Annotated in this window: 19 protein-coding genes, 2 pseudogenes and 1 riboswitch; of the genes and pseudogenes, 9 read left to right on the forward strand and 12 right to left on the reverse strand. The window is 41.9% G+C overall.

The genetic code is table 11. The annotated features are described in order from the left end of the window. Positions 1-765: 765 nt before the first annotated feature. Positions 766-900 (reverse strand): hypothetical protein, encoded by a 135-nt coding sequence (locus RCG21_RS29415; RefSeq protein ID WP_268884054.1) that lies wholly within the window; start codon positions 898-900, stop codon positions 766-768. A gap of 435 nt (positions 901-1,335) precedes the next feature. On the opposite strand from RCG21_RS29415, the gene RCG21_RS29420 reads away from it, so the two are divergent. Then, positions 1,336-2,412, forward strand: coding sequence for a multicopper oxidase domain-containing protein (locus RCG21_RS29420; protein WP_235824766.1), 1,077 nt, complete (start codon positions 1,336-1,338; stop codon positions 2,410-2,412). Between the two features lie 195 nt (positions 2,413-2,607). Continuing rightward, entirely contained in the window at positions 2,608-2,778 is a 171-nt protein-coding gene (locus RCG21_RS29425; protein ID WP_026575864.1) for a hypothetical protein, read from the forward strand. A gap of 89 nt (positions 2,779-2,867) precedes the next feature. Here RCG21_RS29425 and RCG21_RS29430 read toward each other — a convergent pair whose 3' ends face one another. From RCG21_RS29430 to wecB, 3 genes are all read right to left on the reverse strand, one after another. Then, positions 2,868-3,041, reverse strand: a complete 174-nt coding sequence (locus RCG21_RS29430; RefSeq protein WP_155925749.1) for a hypothetical protein — start codon at positions 3,039-3,041, stop codon at positions 2,868-2,870. A gap of 97 nt (positions 3,042-3,138) precedes the next feature. Next, positions 3,139-3,227: riboswitch (cyclic di-GMP riboswitch) on the reverse strand. A 57-nt stretch (positions 3,228-3,284) separates the two neighbouring features. After that, positions 3,285-3,674: an SMU1112c/YaeR family gloxylase I-like metalloprotein gene (gloA2, locus tag RCG21_RS29435; RefSeq protein WP_308914079.1), complete on the reverse strand. Its 390-nt coding sequence runs from the start codon at positions 3,672-3,674 to the stop codon at positions 3,285-3,287. A 218-nt stretch (positions 3,675-3,892) separates the two neighbouring features. After that, a complete protein-coding gene (wecB, locus tag RCG21_RS29440; RefSeq protein WP_308914080.1) occupies positions 3,893-5,038 on the reverse strand; it encodes a non-hydrolyzing UDP-N-acetylglucosamine 2-epimerase in 1,146 nt (381 codons plus the stop codon). Between the two features lie 309 nt (positions 5,039-5,347). Between wecB and RCG21_RS29445 the strand changes: the two genes are divergently transcribed. Beyond that, the gene (locus tag RCG21_RS29445; RefSeq protein WP_308914081.1) at positions 5,348-6,178 is read left to right on the forward strand and encodes a M15 family metallopeptidase; all 831 of its coding nucleotides are present in this window, start codon (positions 5,348-5,350) and stop codon (positions 6,176-6,178) included. A 59-nt stretch (positions 6,179-6,237) separates the two neighbouring features. Here RCG21_RS29445 and RCG21_RS29450 read toward each other — a convergent pair whose 3' ends face one another. Continuing rightward, positions 6,238-7,416, reverse strand: a complete 1,179-nt coding sequence (locus RCG21_RS29450) for a toxic anion resistance protein (RefSeq protein ID WP_308914082.1) — start codon at positions 7,414-7,416, stop codon at positions 6,238-6,240. Beyond that, the gene (locus RCG21_RS29455) at positions 7,413-8,069 is read right to left on the reverse strand and encodes a 5-bromo-4-chloroindolyl phosphate hydrolysis family protein (protein WP_133333892.1); all 657 of its coding nucleotides are present in this window, start codon (positions 8,067-8,069) and stop codon (positions 7,413-7,415) included. Before RCG21_RS29455 ends, RCG21_RS29450 begins: the two co-directional genes overlap by 4 nt. Positions 8,070-8,447: 378 nt before the next feature. On the opposite strand from RCG21_RS29455, the gene RCG21_RS29460 reads away from it, so the two are divergent. Then, positions 8,448-9,206, forward strand: a complete 759-nt coding sequence (locus RCG21_RS29460; RefSeq protein WP_133333891.1) for an IclR family transcriptional regulator — start codon at positions 8,448-8,450, stop codon at positions 9,204-9,206. Between the two features lie 47 nt (positions 9,207-9,253). On the opposite strand, the gene accC is transcribed toward RCG21_RS29460, so the two are convergent. The 4 genes and pseudogenes from accC to pxpB form a co-directional block, all read right to left on the reverse strand. After that, entirely contained in the window at positions 9,254-10,612 is a 1,359-nt protein-coding gene (gene accC / locus RCG21_RS29465) for an acetyl-CoA carboxylase biotin carboxylase subunit (protein WP_308914083.1), read from the reverse strand. Between the two features lies 1 nt (position 10,613). Beyond that, positions 10,614-11,063, reverse strand: coding sequence for an acetyl-CoA carboxylase biotin carboxyl carrier protein (gene accB, locus RCG21_RS29470; protein ID WP_308914084.1), 450 nt, complete (start codon positions 11,061-11,063; stop codon positions 10,614-10,616). 14 nt (positions 11,064-11,077) lie between these two features. Next, positions 11,078-12,071 (reverse strand): annotated as a pseudogene (locus RCG21_RS29475) (5-oxoprolinase subunit C family protein). Beyond that, on the reverse strand, positions 12,068-12,802 hold the full coding sequence (gene pxpB / locus RCG21_RS29480; protein WP_308914085.1) for a 5-oxoprolinase subunit PxpB: 735 nt from the start codon (positions 12,800-12,802) through the stop codon (positions 12,068-12,070). The pseudogene RCG21_RS29475 and the gene pxpB overlap by 4 nt, the downstream one beginning before the upstream one ends. Positions 12,803-13,099: 297 nt before the next feature. On the opposite strand from pxpB, the gene RCG21_RS29485 reads away from it, so the two are divergent. The 5 genes and pseudogenes from RCG21_RS29485 (at position 13,100) to RCG21_RS29505 (ending at position 18,653) form a co-directional block, all read left to right on the forward strand. Continuing rightward, a complete protein-coding gene (locus RCG21_RS29485) occupies positions 13,100-13,864 on the forward strand; it encodes a LamB/YcsF family protein (protein ID WP_308914086.1) in 765 nt (254 codons plus the stop codon). A 16-nt stretch (positions 13,865-13,880) separates the two neighbouring features. Then, a complete protein-coding gene (locus RCG21_RS29490) occupies positions 13,881-15,125 on the forward strand; it encodes an NRAMP family divalent metal transporter (RefSeq protein WP_133333885.1) in 1,245 nt (414 codons plus the stop codon). 352 nt (positions 15,126-15,477) lie between these two features. Continuing rightward, positions 15,478-15,937 (forward strand): annotated as a pseudogene (locus tag RCG21_RS33660) (D-glutamate cyclase family protein). A gap of 255 nt (positions 15,938-16,192) precedes the next feature. After that, positions 16,193-17,077: an N-acetylmuramoyl-L-alanine amidase family protein gene (locus RCG21_RS33665; RefSeq protein ID WP_372512734.1), complete on the forward strand. Its 885-nt coding sequence runs from the start codon at positions 16,193-16,195 to the stop codon at positions 17,075-17,077. 190 nt (positions 17,078-17,267) lie between these two features. Further along, positions 17,268-18,653, forward strand: a complete 1,386-nt coding sequence (locus tag RCG21_RS29505; RefSeq protein ID WP_308914087.1) for a S1C family serine protease — start codon at positions 17,268-17,270, stop codon at positions 18,651-18,653. A 263-nt stretch (positions 18,654-18,916) separates the two neighbouring features. Here RCG21_RS29505 and RCG21_RS29510 read toward each other — a convergent pair whose 3' ends face one another. Together RCG21_RS29510 and RCG21_RS29515 are read right to left on the reverse strand one after the other, a co-directional pair. Next, positions 18,917-19,285, reverse strand: a complete 369-nt coding sequence (locus RCG21_RS29510) for a magnesium chelatase domain-containing protein (protein WP_308914088.1) — start codon at positions 19,283-19,285, stop codon at positions 18,917-18,919. A gap of 15 nt (positions 19,286-19,300) precedes the next feature. Beyond that, positions 19,301-19,876, reverse strand: coding sequence for a transposase (locus RCG21_RS29515; RefSeq protein ID WP_133333881.1), 576 nt, complete (start codon positions 19,874-19,876; stop codon positions 19,301-19,303). Positions 19,877-19,960: the final 84 nt, after the last annotated feature.

Consider the following 19,960-nt stretch of genomic DNA (forward strand, 5'->3'; position numbering starts at 1 on the left):
CTTCCTCGCCACATGAAGGACATTTCTTTGTGTTTTTCAACGATTTTTGGTCTTCATCCACCTGATGAAGACCATTTCTTTAGGTTTCTCTACGAGTTTTGGTCTTCATCCACCTGATGAAGACCATTTCTTTGGGTTTCTCTACGAGTTTTGGCCATCATCCACCTGATGAAGACCATTTCTTTGGGTCTCTCTACGAGTTTTGGTCTTCATCCACCTGATGAAGACCATTTCTTTAGGTCTTTCTACGAGTTTTGGCCTTCATCCACCTAATTAAGACCATTTCTTTGGGCCTCTCTACAGGTTTTGGCCTTCATCCACCTGATGAAGACCATTTCTTTGGGGCTCTCTACAGGTTTTGGCCTTCATCCACCTGATGAAGACCATTTCTTTGGGTCTCTCTACGAGTTTTGGCCTTCATCCACCTGATGAGGACCATTTCTCTGGGTCTCTCTACGAGTTTTGGTCTTCATCCACCTGATGAAGACCATTTCTTTGGGGCTCTCTACGGGTTTTGGCCTTCATCCACCTAATGAAGACCATTTCTTTGGGGCTCACTACAGGTTTTGGCCTTCATCCACCTGATGAAGACCATTTCTTTAGGTTTCTCTACGAGTTTTGGCCTTCATCCACCTGATGAAGACCATTTCTTTAGGTTTCTCTACGAGTTTTGGCCTTCATCCACCTAATGAGGACCATTTCTTTGGGCCTCTCTACTGGTTTTGGCCTTCATCCACCTAATGAGGACCATTTCTTTGATCCTCTCTACTGGTTTTGGCCTTCATCCACCTCTTCCTTATTCTCAACAATTTCCTTTAGTTCACCTGTGTCCCCTTTTGCATTGATTACCTCAAATATTTGATTTAAACCTTCACTTGTTTCGTCCTGTTCCTTTTTCAAACTGATCCCTCCAAATTTTTATAATTTACACTATTAGAATGTCCTAAATACCGCTTATTCACACAAACTATATACCTATGTTTTTCACTATGTTTACCTTGCTCACCATTTCACAATTTGTTCACTGGGTACCCCTCTTTAAGTGAATAATATCACTCGTTCCATATCCCCCCGAGAATAAAATGAAAGTGTAATCAAATTACAAGAAAAGCGTAAGCGCCATAGTCAGACCCAACAGCTGCTTGCAGTCCTGGCGGTGAAGTCGTTCTCTGACTTCATCGCCAGGACTGCAGCGACCTCAAGGGGCTAGGCGCTGAAGCTAGACAATTAAACGGCTTAAAAAAGCCAAGGATATTAGGCACTAGAGACAACTAACAATGACATACAAAACTATTCTTTTTTATAAAAAAATGAGGTTAAATGGAGGAGATTAAAATGAAAAAAGTGGGAAAAGTTGCAACGGTGATGATGACTTCTATGTTGGTATTAAGTGCTTGTAATACGACGAACTTGAAACTTGAAAAAAACGCCAAGAAGACTCCACAAGTAAGTGCTTCTGCCAACCATGATACTATGGAAAATATGAGCCATGGTAAATATGTGAATGAAAATACGATCCTACCTACTCAGAAAAATATGAACGAAAAAGCTACACCAGTTAAAATTAAACGTATTGGTAAGCATGAGGTTAATGTAACCATGACATCAACCGTAACAGATGTGCAAGTTGCACCAGATGTATTATATAAAGCTTGGACATTCAATGGCGAGGCTCCAGGTCCAGTTGTTATTGTGAATAAAGGTGATACAATCAACTTTACATTAGAGAATCATGACCCCACTGTAAATCACTCAATGGACTTCCATGCTGTGCATACTTCACCGACTAAGAATTTTGCTGATGTCAAACCGAATGATAAAGGTACTTTTACTTATAAAGCAAGCAATGTCGGAGTATTTATGTATCACTGTGGTACTGCTCCCGTTATGATGCATATTGCGAATGGTATGGTTGGGACAATCATTGTTAAAGATAATGCAAATCCATATCCTAATAAAGTGGATAAAGAGTATGTAGTGGTTAATAACGAATGGTTTGATAGCGGCAATGCCGAAGACATGAAGAATGGAAATCCTTCTCACTATACGATGAATGTTCGAGAACTCGCAAATGGTAAAGTTGGTGATACTCCATTCGTAGCGAAAGTTGGCGATAAGGTTCGTTTATACTTTGAAAATGTGGGTATGTCACAACCTGTTAGCTTCCACGTTGTAGGTACAGTTTTTGATGATGTATATCTTGATGGTAACCCTTATAACCACCTTAAAGGTATGCAATCAGTTATGATTCCTGCTAGTGGTGGAGCAGTTGTTGAATTTACTGTAGTAGAAGAAGGAACATACTCAGTATTGTCTCACCAATTTGATCAGGCAATGAAAGGTTCAATTGCTAAGTTAATTGTCACTAAAGATGGTAAGCTTCCTGCACAACCTGATGCAGCTAAACATTAATAGGCAGTCGTAAAAGCTTGAAAATTTGTTTTAATTAACCCCTCCCCCAAACGAAAGCAGGCTGGTCCAGTGGGCCAGCTTTCTTTCTGTTTCAGATGTTGTCGAAAAAATTTGACTCTCATCTGACAATTTTCTTCTAATCTCTCATTTAGTATTTGTTATGGTAGAGAAAAGCTAGATTTGGGGGCGGTTAGCGTGCACTTTGAATTTTTGTTGGATGCAATCTTAGGAGAAAGACAAATTTTCCACATTATCGAATGCCCTGTATGTGGATTAGAGGAAATTTATTACGAAAACGCCAAAACCCATCGGCTGATTGGCCGGGCTTGCTCTAATTGTAATTTTGTTCAGAAGTTTGATTTTTAAGGATTGACCGACAAATCTCAATGTTAAACAGTCGTTTTTAATAAACATACTGAAAGCCTAGGATATTTTCCTAGGCTTTTTTGTAAAGATTAAGCTTCATCACATTGGTGTGCGAGTTCAACGGCTTTACTGTTGTGGTAGATGGCTTTGACCTTTAATTTTGATTTTAGCTCCTCGCAGAGACAGTCTTGCTGAAGCAGTTCATTGTGGCGGTACTGAAATAAATGCCAATAATACTTTCCTTTGGTGATAAAATTTTTCACACATATGGCCTCCCTTTTCGCTTTACACAAAATCGCAGGAGTGTTCGTGTTCGGTAACTGGCTGGCATTATTTTTAGAAAGAGAAAAGTAATATCCTTTCAGCGCGGTTTAGCTTTTCTTTTATAAAAAACATTAGCCCCTCTAGTTTTGCGTCACCATTTTTCAATGGGTTTGCCGTTTCGTACGATGATGTGTTATTACTAATATATTCCACCATGTAAGCGTTTTAAAGGGGAAAAAGGCCTATCCTCTTTCATAGAGCTCAATTGGAAGTCCATCGGGATCTGCAAAAAAGGTAAACTTCTTATTTGTCAGCGGATCGACCCGAATTGCCTCCACTTTCACTTTTTGTTCGATTAAATAGTGGACAGCCTGCTCAATTTCCCCTACTTCAAAGGCAAGATGTCTTAGCCCTGCTGCCTCCGGATAGCTCGGACGGCCCGGCGGGTCTGGAAAGGAAAACAGCTCAATTTGGTAGTCGCCGTTCACCTCAAGGTCTAACTTATAGGAGTCCCGTTCCACGCGATACACCTCATTTTTAGGAGTCAGCCCTAAGATTCGAACATAAAAATCTTTTGATTTTTGAAAATCTGAACAAATGATGGCAACATGGTGGATTTTTAATAGATTCATAAGAAAGCCCTCTCTCTATTTAGCATTTTAGTATTGGGTTAATCGTCATAAATGGTGTAATCACAGAAATTGGTCACATATTGAAGTGAAATTTCATTTTATCTGCGTTCCTGCCTGATTTATCTGCGATAAAAGCAATTTTATCTGCGCAAGTGATTTTCCAAAAAAATAGGCTGTTCCTAAAAGCCACTTTAGCGACTTTTGGAAACAGCTTCTGATTATTTTTCCCCCAGGTTAGCAGGTCTTTCCTTTTTAACGCCAAAATGGTAAAGAATGGATTCGACAATTCGTTCGGAGGCATGTCCGTCACCGTAAGGGTTTGATGCCTTCGCCATTTTATTATGGGCCTGCTGGTCAGTTAAAAGTTCATCAGCAAGCTGAAAAATCGTTTCCTCTTCAGTTCCGGCAAGCTTTAAGGTTCCCGCTTCGACTCCTTCCGGGCGCTCGGTAGTATCGCGTAAAACGAGAACCGGCACCCCTAGAGATGGCGCTTCTTCCTGCACACCGCCTGAGTCCGTTAAAATCAAGTATGCTCTTGAAGCAAAATTATGGAAATCAATTACATCTAGGGGTTCAATTAAGTGAATTCGATTGTTCTCACCTAGAATTCGGCCGGCAATTTCACGGACTACCGGATTCATGTGAACCGGATAGACAACCTGGATATCTTCGTGTTTTTCAACCAATCTTCTGATGGCGGTAAACATATTTTCCATCGGCTTACCGGTATTTTCACGGCGATGGGCCGTCATTAACACCAAACGTCTGCTCCCTAGTTGTTCTAGAACTGGATGGGAGTAATCTTTTTTCACCGTCGTGCTTAACGCATCAATGGCAGTATTTCCGGTGACAAAAATAGCTTCTTCTTTTTTATTTTCGATTAATAGGTTTTGTTTGGACTGAGCTGTCGGTGCAAAATGCAGGTCGGCCAAGACTCCCGTCAGTTGGCGGTTCATTTCCTCCGGATAGGGTGAATATTTATTCCTTGTCCGAAGCCCGGCCTCGACATGGCCAATTGGAATCGAATGATAGAAGGCAGCAAGGCTGGCAACAAAAGTGGTCGTTGTATCGCCATGAACGAGGACAATATCCGGCTTCACTTCTTGAAATACTTCATTTAAGCCTTCTAAACTGCGGGTTGTCACATCAATCAGTGACTGCCTCGCTTTCATTATGTTTAAATCATAATCGGGCGTGATCTGAAAAATATGTAAAACCTGGTCCAGCATTTCCCGGTGTTGTGCTGTTACCGTCACGATTGATTGGATTTGTTCATGATTTTTCTCAAGTTCCTTTACAAGTGGTGCCATTTTTATGGCTTCCGGTCTTGTTCCAAAAACGGTCATTACCTTAATTTTCTCCATATGAGCCTCCAAAGTGTATCTATTGACAAAATCGTCCAACTTCATGATACCAAATTTTATAAAAAGGACAAAGGAAATCAGGTCATGGGTCGGGATTTTTGTCGAGAATTCCACTCTATATTTGAGTCTAATTCCTTAGAAATTTCCATTTAAACTGGCGAATATTTTTGTTATTCTAGAGAATGGCGTCACGGGTTACAGATAACTTTTTCACAAGGTTGTAACTTCGTATTTATATGATCGTCAAAAAACATAGGGGCATTTCTTTTAGGCTCTCTTGTATCATTTTATAAAAAAGGAAGTTTTGAGATGTTTAAATTATTATCAACAGGAGCATGTTGTTTTGTCTTAACGGTTTCTTTAGCAGCCTGCAGCTTTACTGGCCAAAATGCAGATCAAAAGCCAAAGGAAACGAATCAACCGAAGACGGAGCAAACGACTCCTCCAAAAACCGATACAAATACCGAATCGGATCAGCAAAATCAACATAAAACAGAAAGCCCCAAAAAACCTACGGTAAAAAAACCGAAGGGCGACAGCATCCAGACGGTTTCCAATCCGGAGAGTATTCCGGTCCTAGTAAACAAGCAAAATAAGCTCCCAGATAACTATAATCCGAAGGACTTGGTTGCTACAAAAGTTGATTTTGTCGGGGCGCCAGTGGGATCGGATAAGAGAAAAATGCGCAAGGAAGCAGCCGATGCACTGCAAAAACTGTTTGCAGGGGCGAAGAAGGATGGAGTGGTTCTGTTAGGTGTGTCGGCCTATCGTTCACACATTACCCAAGTTGCTTTATTTAATACCTATGTGAAACGGGATGGATATGAAAAGGCACGGACTTACAGTGCGTTGCCGGGCACGAGCGAGCATGAAACAGGGCTTTCCATCGATGTGACCGGAGGTGATGGAAGATGCGCTGCTTCCGATTGCTTCGGCGGAACCAAAGAAGCCGTTTGGCTGGAGAAGCATGTAGCAGAGTACGGCTTTATCATCCGTTATCCTAAGGGCAAAGAAGCAATAACCGGCTACCAATACGAACCTTGGCATATCCGTTACGTGGGCAAAGAAATTGCCACCAAGATTATGGACAAGGGAATTACGTTAGAAGAATATTATAATGCGACACCGGTAAACAAATAGCGGAGGGAAATTCGACAAAAATCGGGTGGTGCCAGGCACCACCCGATTTTTGTCAAATGTTATTTCCCCTTGATTTCAAGGAGTTTTATCCTTAGGTCATTTTCCATAGCAGCGAGTTCTTGTTCGGCGATGCGGCGTTTGTTGCGGCCTTCTTCTTGGATGCGCATGGTTTCTTCCAACGTTGTGATCAGGCTTTCTTGGGTTTTCTTTAAGGTTTCGATGTCGACGAGGCCGCGTTCGTTTTCTTTGGCGGTTTCAATCGTATTGGTTTTCAGCATTTCGGCATTTTTTAGCAATAACTCATTGGTCGTCTTGGAAACCTGTTTTTGGGCCTCAACTGCATGGCGCTGTCGGATTAGCGTTAAAGCAATCGCCACTTGATTCTTCCAAAGCGGAATCGCCGTTACAATCGAAGATTGGATTTTTTCCACTAGGCCTTGGTTTGTATATTGAATCAAGCGAATTTGCGGTGCACTCTGGATTGTGATTTCACGACTCAGCTTCAAATCGTATAAGCGTTTATCCAATCGGTCAGCGAATTGGAGCATATCATTGACCTCCTGAAATTTCATCTGATCATTGGTTGCCTCTGCCGCTTTTCGCAGCTGTGGAATGGTTTTTTCATGCATTTCCTCTAGCTTGATCTCCCCTGCGGCAATATACACATTTAACGCATGAAAGTATTCTTTATTGGTTTCATAAAGCTGCTCAAGCAATTTGATATCCGACATCAGCACATTTTTGCTGCGCTCTAATTTTACGGTGATACGATCAATTTGTGCCCCCGTTTTTTGATATTTGGAAAGCACCTCTTGCATCGAGCTTGAAATTTTTCCAAACATTCGGGCAAAAAAGGACGGCTTGCCCTCCTTTAGTTCATCCGGATTAACCTGGTTTAGGTGCTTCATTAAATCATTGATAATTTCGCCGATTTCCCCGACATCCTTTTTTTGAACATGTTCAAGCATCGCATGGGAAAAGGATAGCAGCTTCCCTTGTGCCTGCGTGCCATATAAAATCATCGCCTGGTGGTTGGCCGGGTCAATTTGCTCGGCAATCTGATAAGCCCTTGCCCGGTTTTCCTCGGGGATGACATTAATGAGTTTTACCGGCCTGTCGTCTGACTGGGTCTTCTGAAGGACAGCTTTTTGCACCGGTGAGGTTTCTAGGTCGCCAAATGGATCGGCGAGAATGTCGTCTAATAAATTTCCCGTTTTATTTACATTGTTTTCGTTCATTTCAACCACCTGTTTTCATCATCGAATTTTGCTTCCTTTTCCTTCTTAATCGTGTGTTTCGCCACATCAATTTCAAAATTTAAATGATCGATATCATCGGAAATCAGCTTATACAAGTCCTCTTCCAAGGTTTTGTTCAATTCATTTACCGTTCTCCTCGTCTCAGCTAACGACCGCTCGAGCTCCGCATTCTTTTTCGGCTGTGTTGAGAGAAATCCGTAGGTTTCAGAGAGCTCTACCACGGAGTCTAGATGAGAAAAATAAAAGGACTCTGCTTTATAAAAGCGTTTCGGTTCTTTCATTGTGATCTTATATATTTTTTTGGCGATGCGATGGATTTCAATTCTTTGTTTAACCGAAGTAATATCGCGGACTCCAAAAAGCGCCTTATTCAAGCGGCGGATTTTCCGCTTGGCCTCTGATAAATTTTTCATAATATATAAATATTCTTTTCGAGTTAACCGATGCTTTTTTAAAAAACGTGTTTGCATATACAAGCCAAGGAATAAATGTGTGATCACCCCAGCAGCAATCGCAAATGCACTGGAAAGCAGGAAGGGTTGGTTAAACGCAAAATTGCTAATTAGCCAAACAATGACCGTCATCGGTACGGCGACAAACGATCGAATAATCAACGAAATAATTGGGTTCATGTTAAATCGACTCCTGACCTTAATAGTCCTCTTTATTCATACGAGCAACATGGAATGAATGTTTCATTCTATTGTAAAAATCATGTACTGCTCTTCCATATTTCAACAATACACGAAAAAAATCCTGCTTTCCATTGACCTGGAAATGTAAAAAAGACTAAGACCTAAGACGTATATATTAGCTTATGAGGCAACGAGGCGAATATTGTTGATTCCACTTACAATCCCTGCCACAAATTTGTTATTATAATAGAAAAGCAGCTTATACCTATATTTTTGGCTGTGTTAAACTTTGTTGTTGATTTCCGCTCCAATCAACTTTGTTTAGAAATCAACATTGTTCTTTAACAAAGCCTTATTTTTAAAAGGAGTAACACTATGAATCATAAAAATAAAACGGTTGTCCGTTCAATGGATATTTTAAATTTATTTAAAAATCATGCGGCCTTAACCTTTCAAGAAATGATTGATTTATCAGGGATTCCGAAAACTTCCGTATATCGAATGTTAATGTCCTTGGAAGAAATGGAGTTTTTAGAAAAGGGGACGGATAACAAATATCGCTTAGGGCTGCTATTTCTTAAGTTTGGTCACCTTGTTTCATCCAGACTGGATATCCGAAAAATTGCCTATCCAATTATGCAAGAGCTGCATGATGATGTAGGGGAAGCGATCAACCTTATCGTTAAGCAAGGCGAAGAGGCAATCTATATAGAAAAAATTGATACAAACCAAAAGGTTCGTTTATATACCGCCATCGGTAGAAGGAGCCCGTTGTATGCGGGTGCTTGTGCTCGTACAATTTTATCTTTTTTACCCGAGCAAGAAATTCAAAGCTATTTAGATTCAGCAGAGTTTAAATCTTTTGCAAAGGGAACGATTACCGATAAGAGCGAGCTGTTGAGAACGATTCGCCAAGCACAGGAAAATGGGTATACGATTAGTTATTCGGAGTTAGAGGATCACACGGCTGCGATTGCGGCACCGATTTTCGACCATAAAGGTGACGTTATTGCCGGCATGAGTATTGCAGGAATTGAAGCCAATTATCAAAATGAAAACATCCGGATTTTCTCCGAAAAAATAAAAGCAGCAACAGAAGAAATTTCTAAACGGCTGGGTTATAGCCAGACATAAAAAACATCCTCTAGTACCTGGTTTTACAGGAAATAGAGGATGTTTTTTTAATAGTCTTTTATCTCTAATGAGTAAGTCTCAAGAAAATTTGTATTAAATTCCCCACTGGTAAAAACATCATTTTTCAGAAGTACTTGATGGAATGGAATCGTTGTCGCTACCCCTTTTACCGTAAACTCATCTAGAGCACGAAGCATTTTCTTAATCGCTTCGTTTCTTGTCCGTCCATGAACAATTAATTTGGCGACCATCGAATCATAAAACGGCGGGATTTGATAGCCGGCATAGATGGCTGAATCGACCCGTACCCCAAACCCCCCCGGTAAGCGGTATTCTTCAATTTTACCTGGTGAAGGCATGAAGTTTTTGGCAGGATTTTCAGCATTAATTCTGCATTCAATCGCCCAGCCTTCCATGTCGACATCCTCTTGCTTCAACTTAAGCGACTCGCCAGAAGCAATACGAATTTGTTCTTGAATCAAATCAACCCCTGTTACCATCTCTGTAACCGGATGCTCTACCTGAATCCGCGTATTCATCTCCATAAAATAGAAACGATCTTCCTTGTAATCATAGATAAATTCAACTGTTCCCGCACCAACGTATTCAACCGCTTTTGCTGCTTGAACAGCCGCTTCCCCCATCTTTTCCCGGGTTTTCGCTGAAAGTGCTGGCGACGGGGTTTCTTCCACGAGTTTTTGCATTCTCCGCTGAATCGTACAATCGCGTTCCCCTAAGTGGATGACATTTCCGTATGTATCTGCAAGAATCTGAATTTCAATATGACGAAAATCTTCGATGAATTTTTCTAAATACACTTCCGGATTTCCGAATGCGGTTTTCGCTTCCTGCTGGGTCATTTCAATTCCTTTTGTTAATTCCTCTTCATTGCGTGCAACACGGATTCCTTTTCCACCCCCGCCTGCAGTGGCTTTAATGATGACCGGAAAGCCTATTTTTCTAGCAATCTCTAAACCATCACCGGTAGCTTTTATCGTTCCATTTGAGCCGGGTACAATCGGGACGCCGGCTTTTTTCATCGTGTCTCGCGCAACATCCTTGATACCCATTTTTCGAATCGATTCTGGAGATGGGCCGATAAATTCAATGTCGCACTTACAGCAATATTCAGCGAAATCCGCATTTTCGGCTAGAAATCCATACCCTGGATGGATTCCATCCACTTTTGTTAAGGTGGCTATACCGAGAATTGCCTCCATATTTAGGTAGCTTTCTTTTGAAGGAGCCCTGCCGATACAGTACGCTTCATCTGCAAGCTTCACATGAAGCGCCTCCCCATCCGCTTCCGAATAAACAGCAACGGTTTGAATATCCATTTCTTTACATGCACGAATAATCCGGACAGCGATTTCCCCGCGATTGGCAATAAGGATTTTTTTTAGCAAATCAGCCACCAACCTTCACTAAAAACAAGGGCTGACCAAATTCGATAATTTGCCCATCTTCCACTAAAATATCAACGATTTCTCCCCCTACATCTGAGACGACTTCATTAAATAGTTTCATAGCTTCTAATACACAAAGTGTCTGATTTTTTTCAATAACGGTTCCCACCTGTACAAAAGGGGCTGTCTCCGGATTGGAACGGGAATAAAACGCGCCAATCATTGGAGACTTGATTTGATGTAAACCTTCCTCTCTTTTGGGAGCAGTTTTTTCTGATTCAAGGTTCACAGTCACGGATTCAAGTGTTTCTGTTTGCTGTTTTGTAAAATCAATAGTTGCGGCATCATGTTTTTGAAAGTATAATTTGATATCTTGATTCTCTATCTTTAATACATCTAAAGAAGAGTGATCGAGTATTTCGATTAGTTCCTTTAGTTCATTCCATTTCATGATTTCGATTCCTCTCATCCGAGTATTTTAAAGCGGATTCCTAGTTTTATTTCATCGATGATTTTTTCCTTTGCTAATAGCTCTTGTTCCGCTTCTTTATGGGAAATTTCTTTAAAATGAATGACCGCATTCGGCTGCAGTTGCCCCATGCTTGGTAAATCAGCGGAAATAATCTGCCCTATTTTGGGATAGCCGCCAGTTGCTCTGCCGGTCGGCCATTAGGACAATTGGGTTTCCGTTAGGCGGGACTTGAATCGTTCCAAATGTGACCCCTTCAGACAATAATTCAAATTTCTTTTCTAATGAAAGCTGCGGGCCTTCGATGCGATAGCCCATCCGATCGGCTTGGGTCGTGAGCTTAAACGGTTCCTGAAACAGGCTGGTTTTACTTTTTTCATCAAACCGGTCAAACTCGGTGCCCCTGATCACACGAATCGTCTGCGTCTGCTGTAAGTTAACTAGCTTTGTATAGTTGATGGACCAGGACGGGTTGCATTCCAATTTTTTTAATTTTGCATTGATTGAATGACTCTGATCATTCATCTCACCGAAATCTAAGATATCCTCTTTTTGTAAAGCCCTGCCTTTAAAGCCGCCAATTCCTGCGCGAAGATAGGTGCTTTTGCTGCCCATCACTTCAGGAACAGCAATCCCGCCGGCAAAGGCAACATAGGCGCGGCACCCATAGATTGCGGATTTGAATTGTAAGATAGACCCTTTTCTGACCAAAACCGGCCGCCAAGTTGCGGCTTTTTTACCGTCTATCACGGCCTGTAAATCACCACCGGTAATCGCGATGACCCGATCCTCTTCAAATAAAAGGGAAGTGCCGAATAAGGTGATTTCCAGGGCCCCTTCATTTTCTTTATTTCCAACGAGCAGATTCGCTGCCCGGAGTGAATAAGAATCCATCGTTCCGCTGACAATGACACCATATTTTTGTGAACCATATCTCCCCAAGTCTTGTATGGTTGTTAGGAGTCCCGGGTGAAGTACTTTTACTGTCATTTGCTCCCCTCCTTATAGGCGTTAAATTCCTCAGGAGAAATCGAGAAAAATTTAATTTTATCTCCAGCTTTTAGTAAGGTCGGAGGTGTTAGATCCGGCCGAAATAAATCAAGCGGTGTACGGCCGATAATTTGCCATCCACCGGGCGTTTCCAATGGATAAATGCCCGTCTGCTTACCGGCAATTCCGACTGAACCTGGGACAATCGCGGTTCTTGGGCTTTCTCTTCGGGGAGTTGCAATTCTTTCGTCCATTCCTCCCATAAATGGAAACCCTGGAGCGAATCCAATCATATACACCAAACATTCACTTTCAGTATGAATTTGGATTACTTCTTCGGCTGATATTTTGTGAAAAGAAGCTACATATTCTAAATCCGGCCCATATTCTCCCCCATAGAGAACGGGAATTTCCACCAATCTCCCCTCAAAAACCTGCTGATCATCCATTCGCTCCAGTAAGTCATTGAGGTTTGTACTCACCTTTTGAAATGGAGTCATTGGTTGGGAAGCCACGAAGGAATGGTGCACGACCACCGGATTGTAATAGATGGTGACATTCGTAAAAGCGGGTACGGACTCTACAAAGCCCTCAAATGGGTGCTGGTTTACCATGGCTGAGAACGCCTGAACCTTTTGATGAATGGCCGGGCTGATTTCTTCCCCAAACTGGACAATCAAGGCCGAATCGCCTAAAGGTTTGATGACGGTTTCATTTATACGAGAACACATTGTAAAACCTCCGATAGTTTCTAAATTCGGAACTTATGTTTTAAAAAATGGATATACAATCATTATAATATTCCGAATTTAAAAAACAAGCAGTTTATTGTATAAAAATTATCCCTTTTTATATTTTTAGAAAATTCCTGATTTCTGTCTACTCAGATTTTTTATTTTATGATAGAATAAATTTAAATTTTAAAACTGCAATTCCTAATTTCGGAACTAAACTCCATTTTTCAAATGAAAACGCTTTATAAAAAGTGGAGTTTGGTAGGTTCCAATAAAAAATATAAGGAGGATAACATGGGATTTAAAGTGGACTTAAATTGCGATATTGGAGAGAGTTTTGGCAGATATCGCTTAGCCGAACAGAAAGAAATTTTAAAGTATGTGACATCTGCAAATATCGCTTGTGGTTTTCATGCTGGGGACCCGAGTGTAATGAGAGAAACGGTCAAACTTGCGATTGAAAATCAGGTGAAAATCGGCGCACATCCCGGACTGCCAGATTTAAATGGCTTTGGCCGCAGGGAAATGAAGATTACCCCACAGGAAGCCTATGACATGGTGGTCTATCAAATCGGGGCTCTTCAAGGTTTTTTATCTGTATATAACGAGAGTATGCAGCACGTAAAACCTCACGGTGCCTTATACAATATGGCAGCAAAGGATGCATTGCTCGCAGAAGCCATTGCCCAAGCGGTCTATGATGTTTCCCCTGAATTGGTCTTATTCGGACTTTCCGGAAGTGAATTGGTGAAGGCCGGAGAAAAGCTGGGTCTTGTAACTGCGCATGAAGTTTTCGCTGACCGCACCTATCAGACAGACGGTACGTTGACCTCCAGGTCGCAGTCGGATGCCTTAATTACTGATCAAGAAAAATCGGTCACACAAGTAATAAAAATGGTGACAGAAGGAAAAGTAACGTCACAGCAAAATACAGAAGTTTCATTAAAAGCAGATACGGTTTGCATCCATGGTGATGGCGAACATGCACTTGCTTTTGCAAAATATATTAAAGAGACATTAGAGCGAAATGATATCGCTGTATCATCCATCAGCACATAGATTGGGAGGAAACTAAATGATCGCGAAAAAAGTAGAAGTCGAAGAAAATGTAGCAGCAGAAAAAGCAAAAAAGAAAAAGAAAACCAGCACAAGTGTTTTGATGGGAGCCGCTTTTTTAATGGCTACATCCGCTATTGGCCCCGGTTTTTTAACACAAACAACTGTTTTTACGCAGCAATTGGCTGCAAGTTTTGCGTTTGTCATCTTACTATCATTACTTCTTGATGCTTTTGCACAGATCAATATTTGGCGGATTATCGTGGTTTCCGGATTGCGCGGCCAAGAGATCGCCAATAAGGTTTTACCCGGACTAGGAGTCTTTTTAGCCGTATTGATTGTTCTTGGCGGTCTTGCCTTTAATATTGGAAATGTCGCCGGAGCAGGTCTTGGACTAAATGCGATGCTCGGGTTGGATCCAAAAACCGGCGCTATCATTAGTGCTGCGTTTGCAATTTTTATTTTCCTTGTAAAAGAAGCAGGCAAAGCGATGGACAAGGTTGCCCAAGTTGCCGGTGCCATCATGATCCTCTTAATGATTTATGTTGCTTTCATCACCTCTCCTCCTGTTGGGGAAGCAATAGTCAATACGGTTGCACCAGAAAAAATTAGCATTTTTGCCATCGTAACGCTAGTTGGCGGGACAGTTGGCGGATACATTACCTTTGCCGGCGGACATCGTTTGTTAGATGCCGGAATTAAAGGGGTTGAATCCATACCAGAGGTGACAAAAAGTTCCGTAACTGGCATTGTTGTAACAGGTTTGATGCGTGTTGCCTTATTCTTAGCAGTACTTGGCGTGGTTTCAAAGGGTCTACAAATTGATGCAGCAAATCCTCCGGCTTCCGTTTTTCAATTAGCTGCAGGGCAGATCGGTTACCGTATGTTTGGAATCATCATGTGGGCAGCTGCGATTACTTCTGTTGTAGGAGCAGCATATACTTCGGTCTCATTTATTCGTTCTTTTAGTCCCGTGATTGAGAAATATCACAATTGGATTATTATCATATTTATCTTGGTTTCCACTTTGACATTTACGTTGGTTGGCAAACCGGTTAAAATTTTACTTTTGGTAGGTGCCCTCAATGCACTAATTTTACCAATTGCATTAGGAACCTTGTTAATTGGGGTTTATAAGAAAAATGTGGTTGGAGAATATAAACATCCACTGTGGCTGACGATTACTGGTGGAATCGTAGTTGTGGTCATGGGGTATTTAGGAATCGATACTTTAATTGAACAAATTCCTTTGCTTTTTAAATAGATTTCATAAAGGAAGGGTTAAAATGAGTGACTTTGGAAATATGTCTCCTGAAGAAATAAGGGAATTGATTCGTCGTCAAACGATTACAGGTCCTACTGCGGGGATGTCAAAAGGGTTCACACAAGCGAATCTAGTGATTTTAAAGAAGGAATATGCATTTGATTTTCTATTATTTTGCCAGCGAAATCCTAAGCCATGTCCGCTCCTGGATGTGACGGAACCAGGGTCCTTTGTTCCTGGGAAAATTGCTCAGAATGCTGATATTCGGATGGATATCCCTCGGTATCGGATTTACCGAGATGGTGTTTTTACTGAAGAGGTAACGGATATATCGGAGTATTGGGAAGATGATATGGTTGGTTTCTTGCTAGGATGCAGTTTTACCTTCGAGACACCGCTTTTGGAAAGTGGGATTCCGGTTCGTCATATTGAGGAGAATTGTAATGTTCCGATGTACAAGACGAATATTCCATGTGAACGAGCCGGTGTGTTTGAAGGACCAGGTGGTCAGCATGCGGCCGATGAAACCGGAGGACGCGATTCGTGCGGTTCAAATTACTTCACGGTTTCCAGCTGTGCATGGATCTCCGATTCATATTGGCGATCCAAGTCAGATTGGGATTGCTGATGTTTCTAAGCCTGACTTTGGGGATGCTGTAACCATTAAGGACGGAGAAATTCCGGTATTTTGGGCTTGTGGTGTTACACCACAAGCGGTAGCAATGAAAAGTAAACCGTCCATCATGATTACCCACGCACCTGGACATATGTTTATCAGCGATGTTCGAGATGAGAGGTTTAGTGTTTTATAATAAATTTGAGGCTGTTCCATTTGCCGTTGCTTGGCAGACTTTGGAACAGCCTCTTTTTTTAAGATAGATATCGTTTTTAAGAAACTTGGCAATCTAAATACCTACTGTCCACTCTGAACGGACAAATTTGATGATTTGTCCACGAGCGGTGCCTGTCACCTTATATTGTCACTTATTTTTTACCATCTTTTTTCAGTTCGATAGACCTATAACGGGAGTTTGGCCGCTTACATATAAAATTAAGAGGTGATAAATATGGTAAAGATATTTGTTGACCCCGGTCATGGTGGAAGTGACCCGGGAGCAACCGGAACTGGTCTAGCCGAGAAAGATGTCACTCTTAAAATTGCCACAAGAATTCGCGATATGTTAGAAGATGAATATGAGAATGCCACAGTCAAAATGAGCAGAACCGGCGACCAAACGGTTTCCCTCGAGGAACGGACTGATATGGCGAATGCTTGGGGTGCTGATTTTTACTTGGCTGTTCACATTAATTCAGGCGGTGGAACCGGCTACGAGGATTATATTCATGACCTTCTTTCCAACAATTCACGGACAGCAGAAATTCAGCGGACCATTCATAAGGAAGTCATTAAATTAAACGATCTTATCGATCGTGGTATAAAGAAAGCAAACTACCACGTTCTTCGGGAATCTAACATGGATGCGATGCTGTCGGAAAATGGTTTTATTGACAATACCAATGACTTAGCAAAAATGAAGGATCCAGATTGGATAAACAACGTAGCACGCGGACATGTAAATGGACTCGCTAAAGCACTCAACCTCCATAAGTTGACAAAAACAACAAAAACGACAACGAAAACAGCTTCAGATTCTAAAAAGGCTTTACAGCGGCCGGCCTCTTCTTCATCATCCTATACAAAAGAGAGCACTGACAGTAAAAAGAAGACACTTTTCCTGCCGGCTTCAGCTGATTCCTGGAGAATTTACCCGCTTAATAAAGATCCAATCAAAAAAAATGCCCTGCCTGACCAATTGCGTCCAAGTAAATATGGCGGACTCCAATACGAAATCCTAGGTGAGACCTGGCCAAATGTCTATATCATCCAAACAAAACAACTTGGAAAAGTACAAATATACGCAGGACCAGAAACAGGTGCCGAAATCAAATAACGCTTAATACTGCCGGTTGCATACGATTAGATTGGGATTGGATTATTCATGTCCACCACACACGCACAAAACACCCAAAAAGTCCACGAGCGGTGACAGGCACCGCTTATTTTTTTGTGTACAAAACTACATTTTTCTGTTCCCTGAATATATTGCTGAGGTGAAAATTTGATTAAGGGGTGTTTCCTTTTTGAAAAAACGGGCCATTTTTACTATTCCAATCAGTGTGCTGCTTATTGCGGTTATGGTTACTTCCTTCTTCCTTATGAGCATTAAGCCGTCCACCGGAAGTTTAAAAACCGGGCAAAAGCTTGCGGAGTACATCCGTCCGGCCGTTGTACGGATTGTGAACTATGCCGTTGTCAGCTGGCAATATAACGGCTATAACGCAGATATCAACGATTTTTTAAAACAATTAAACTATCAATCCGTAATTGGCGGATCTGGGTCCGGTGCAATTATTAGTTCAAATGGCTATATCGTAACCAATGCCCATGTAGTAGAAATCTCCAAGATGGAAAAAGGTGATGTTGCCACAGAAGCCATGCATCAGCTGGCCGAGCAAATCGCCAAAACCTATAATTACGACTATAATGCTGTCGTAAATTATCTCGCTAAGTATAATCTCTACACTGACGTTCAGATGGTCACAAAAGTAATCTTACCTGGCGGAGACATTCTCGATGGGGAAATTAAAGCCTACGGTGCTCCTGTCAATCAAGGCAAAGACGTAGCTGTTCTCAAAATTGAAGGGAAAAACTTCCCTACTTTAACGCTTGGAAACTCCGATAATATCCAAAACCAAGACAATATCTGGGTCAGCGGGTATCCGGCGGCGGCTGATTCGGACCTATTATCGCCAGATTCCTCGTTAATTTCGACAACCAATAGCGGCCAGATTACCACCGCTTCAAAAAATACGAAGCAAGGCAGTCCAGTGATTCAACTAAATGCTGCCGCCACCCACGGAAATAGCGGCGGACCAGTGGTGAACGAAAAGGGAGAAATCGTTGGTTTATTAACATTTAGAGGCGACACAGTCAATGGCCAGGAGGTTCAAGGCTTTAACTTTGCCGTTCCGGTTAATACAGTAAAAGAATTCGTAAATGATGCAGGTGCGAAAAATACGAAGAGTGACACCGACACCCTCTACAAAGAAGGCCTTCAATTGTATTGGGGCGGTTATTACAAAAATGCCTTAGAAAAATTTGAGGCCGTCCAGCGGATTTACCCGAATCATTCAGAAATCAAGCAATACATCACCAATGCGGAGAAAAAGGTCGACGACAGTAAAATTCTTTGGTCCGATTACCGCACCCTCTTCTATATTATCGATGGTGTTTCAGGGCTCTTAGTCATTTTACTATTGGCTTTCACGTTTGCTTTTAGACCGAAACAGCAGGCTCTTACGGTAGCAACAAATCCGGCGCCGGCACCTGTTCCTCCTGCCCCAACGCCACAAAGCACGCCGGATAGCATTCTGGCTGATCTAAATAAGGATGGAAAAATTGATGTGCAAGAGCTGCTCAAAGCCTTACAGGAACAGCAAAAAGATAAGAAAGATGAGGATGAATAGCCGGTTCATCTTATGGAAAAAGGGATGTAGATTAAGCCTCTACATCCCTTTTCCTTTATAAAACAAGACTGCTTTTGGGTCTCCCGCTTACACCTGTGTTCAATTTAATGGCCTCCCAAATGCTTTGATCGGTAATCTCCCTGACTCCATGCAGATTAGCAATCGTCCGGGCCAGCCAGATGATTTAATATACGTTCGATTGCTCCAATTTTTCTTGATGGAAACCTGTTGTAGGGAGCGTTGCTGTTCATTGGTTAATGGACTCATTTGACTAAAACCTCATAAGGCACTCTGCTATTACAAATTTCCTCCCCATATCGATCGTACTGCCTCTCTCTTGCCGACTCTACCCTCTTTCTTACTGTTTGTGAAGACTCCTCCGTTTTTCCCTTTAAAGAACGAAAATCCTTTTTCTGCTCGGCTGGGGATAGATTGATAATGATGTTTTGACCGGAGAGATTGTATCCGAGGGAACGAAGGGCGGCGAGAATACGGAGCTTGGATTCCTTCACAGCAGCATCGGGCAGGCCGACAATTTTGATCGAATCATTGCCGACAAATGTCCCGACCTCGACATTTACACGAAAGCCCTCGAGCCCTTTTAGGCCGATGCTGGTTACTTTAGCTGACATAGTTTTGTCTTCCTTTCAATAGATTTCTTCAAAAAATTGTTTTGCTGCTTCATCAATAAATGGCTTTTGGATAAATTCACGGTAATGTTCGATTGGTGGGTTTGGGAAGTAGGAAAAAATCTGATTGGTTTCGATAAGCGGGTTGGTTTCACCGAGAAGATAAGCGCGGCTGCTGCTCCAAGGATAATCTTCGGGGCGCGCTACGATGCCAGCCTTGACAGGGTTTAGGTGAATATATTTGCTGAGGTCGAGCTCGTAGGCGGCAGAATCAATCAGTTCGCCATTATATCGTTTTTCAAAAAGATGTCCGCTAAACTGGTATTTTTTGTTGAAGTACCGGGCGTATTTGGTATTGAGCTGGCTCATGATGATGCTCGGAGATGTGTCGATGGTTTCAAGCTGCAGATGTATGTGATTGGTCATCAGACAGTAGGTGTGGATGATGAAGGGGTATTCTTGTTTTATTTCTACTAGTAGATTTAGATATTTATAACGATCTCTGTCATCTAAAAATAGTGGTAGTTTTCGAATTCCGCGGCTGATGATGTGGTATTTAAAGCCGGGAAGCCAGGCACGAGGCTTACGAGCCATACGGGAGTCACTCCTTATTGTAAGTTGGTTTGGTAAGGAAAAGTTACGAGGAACTGGGTGGTTGTTGGGTTTAAGGAGGACATG

This window comes from Bacillus salipaludis, assembly GCF_030938565.1.
Classification (GTDB): Bacteria; Bacillota; Bacilli; order Bacillales; family Cytobacillaceae; genus Neobacillus; species Neobacillus salipaludis_A.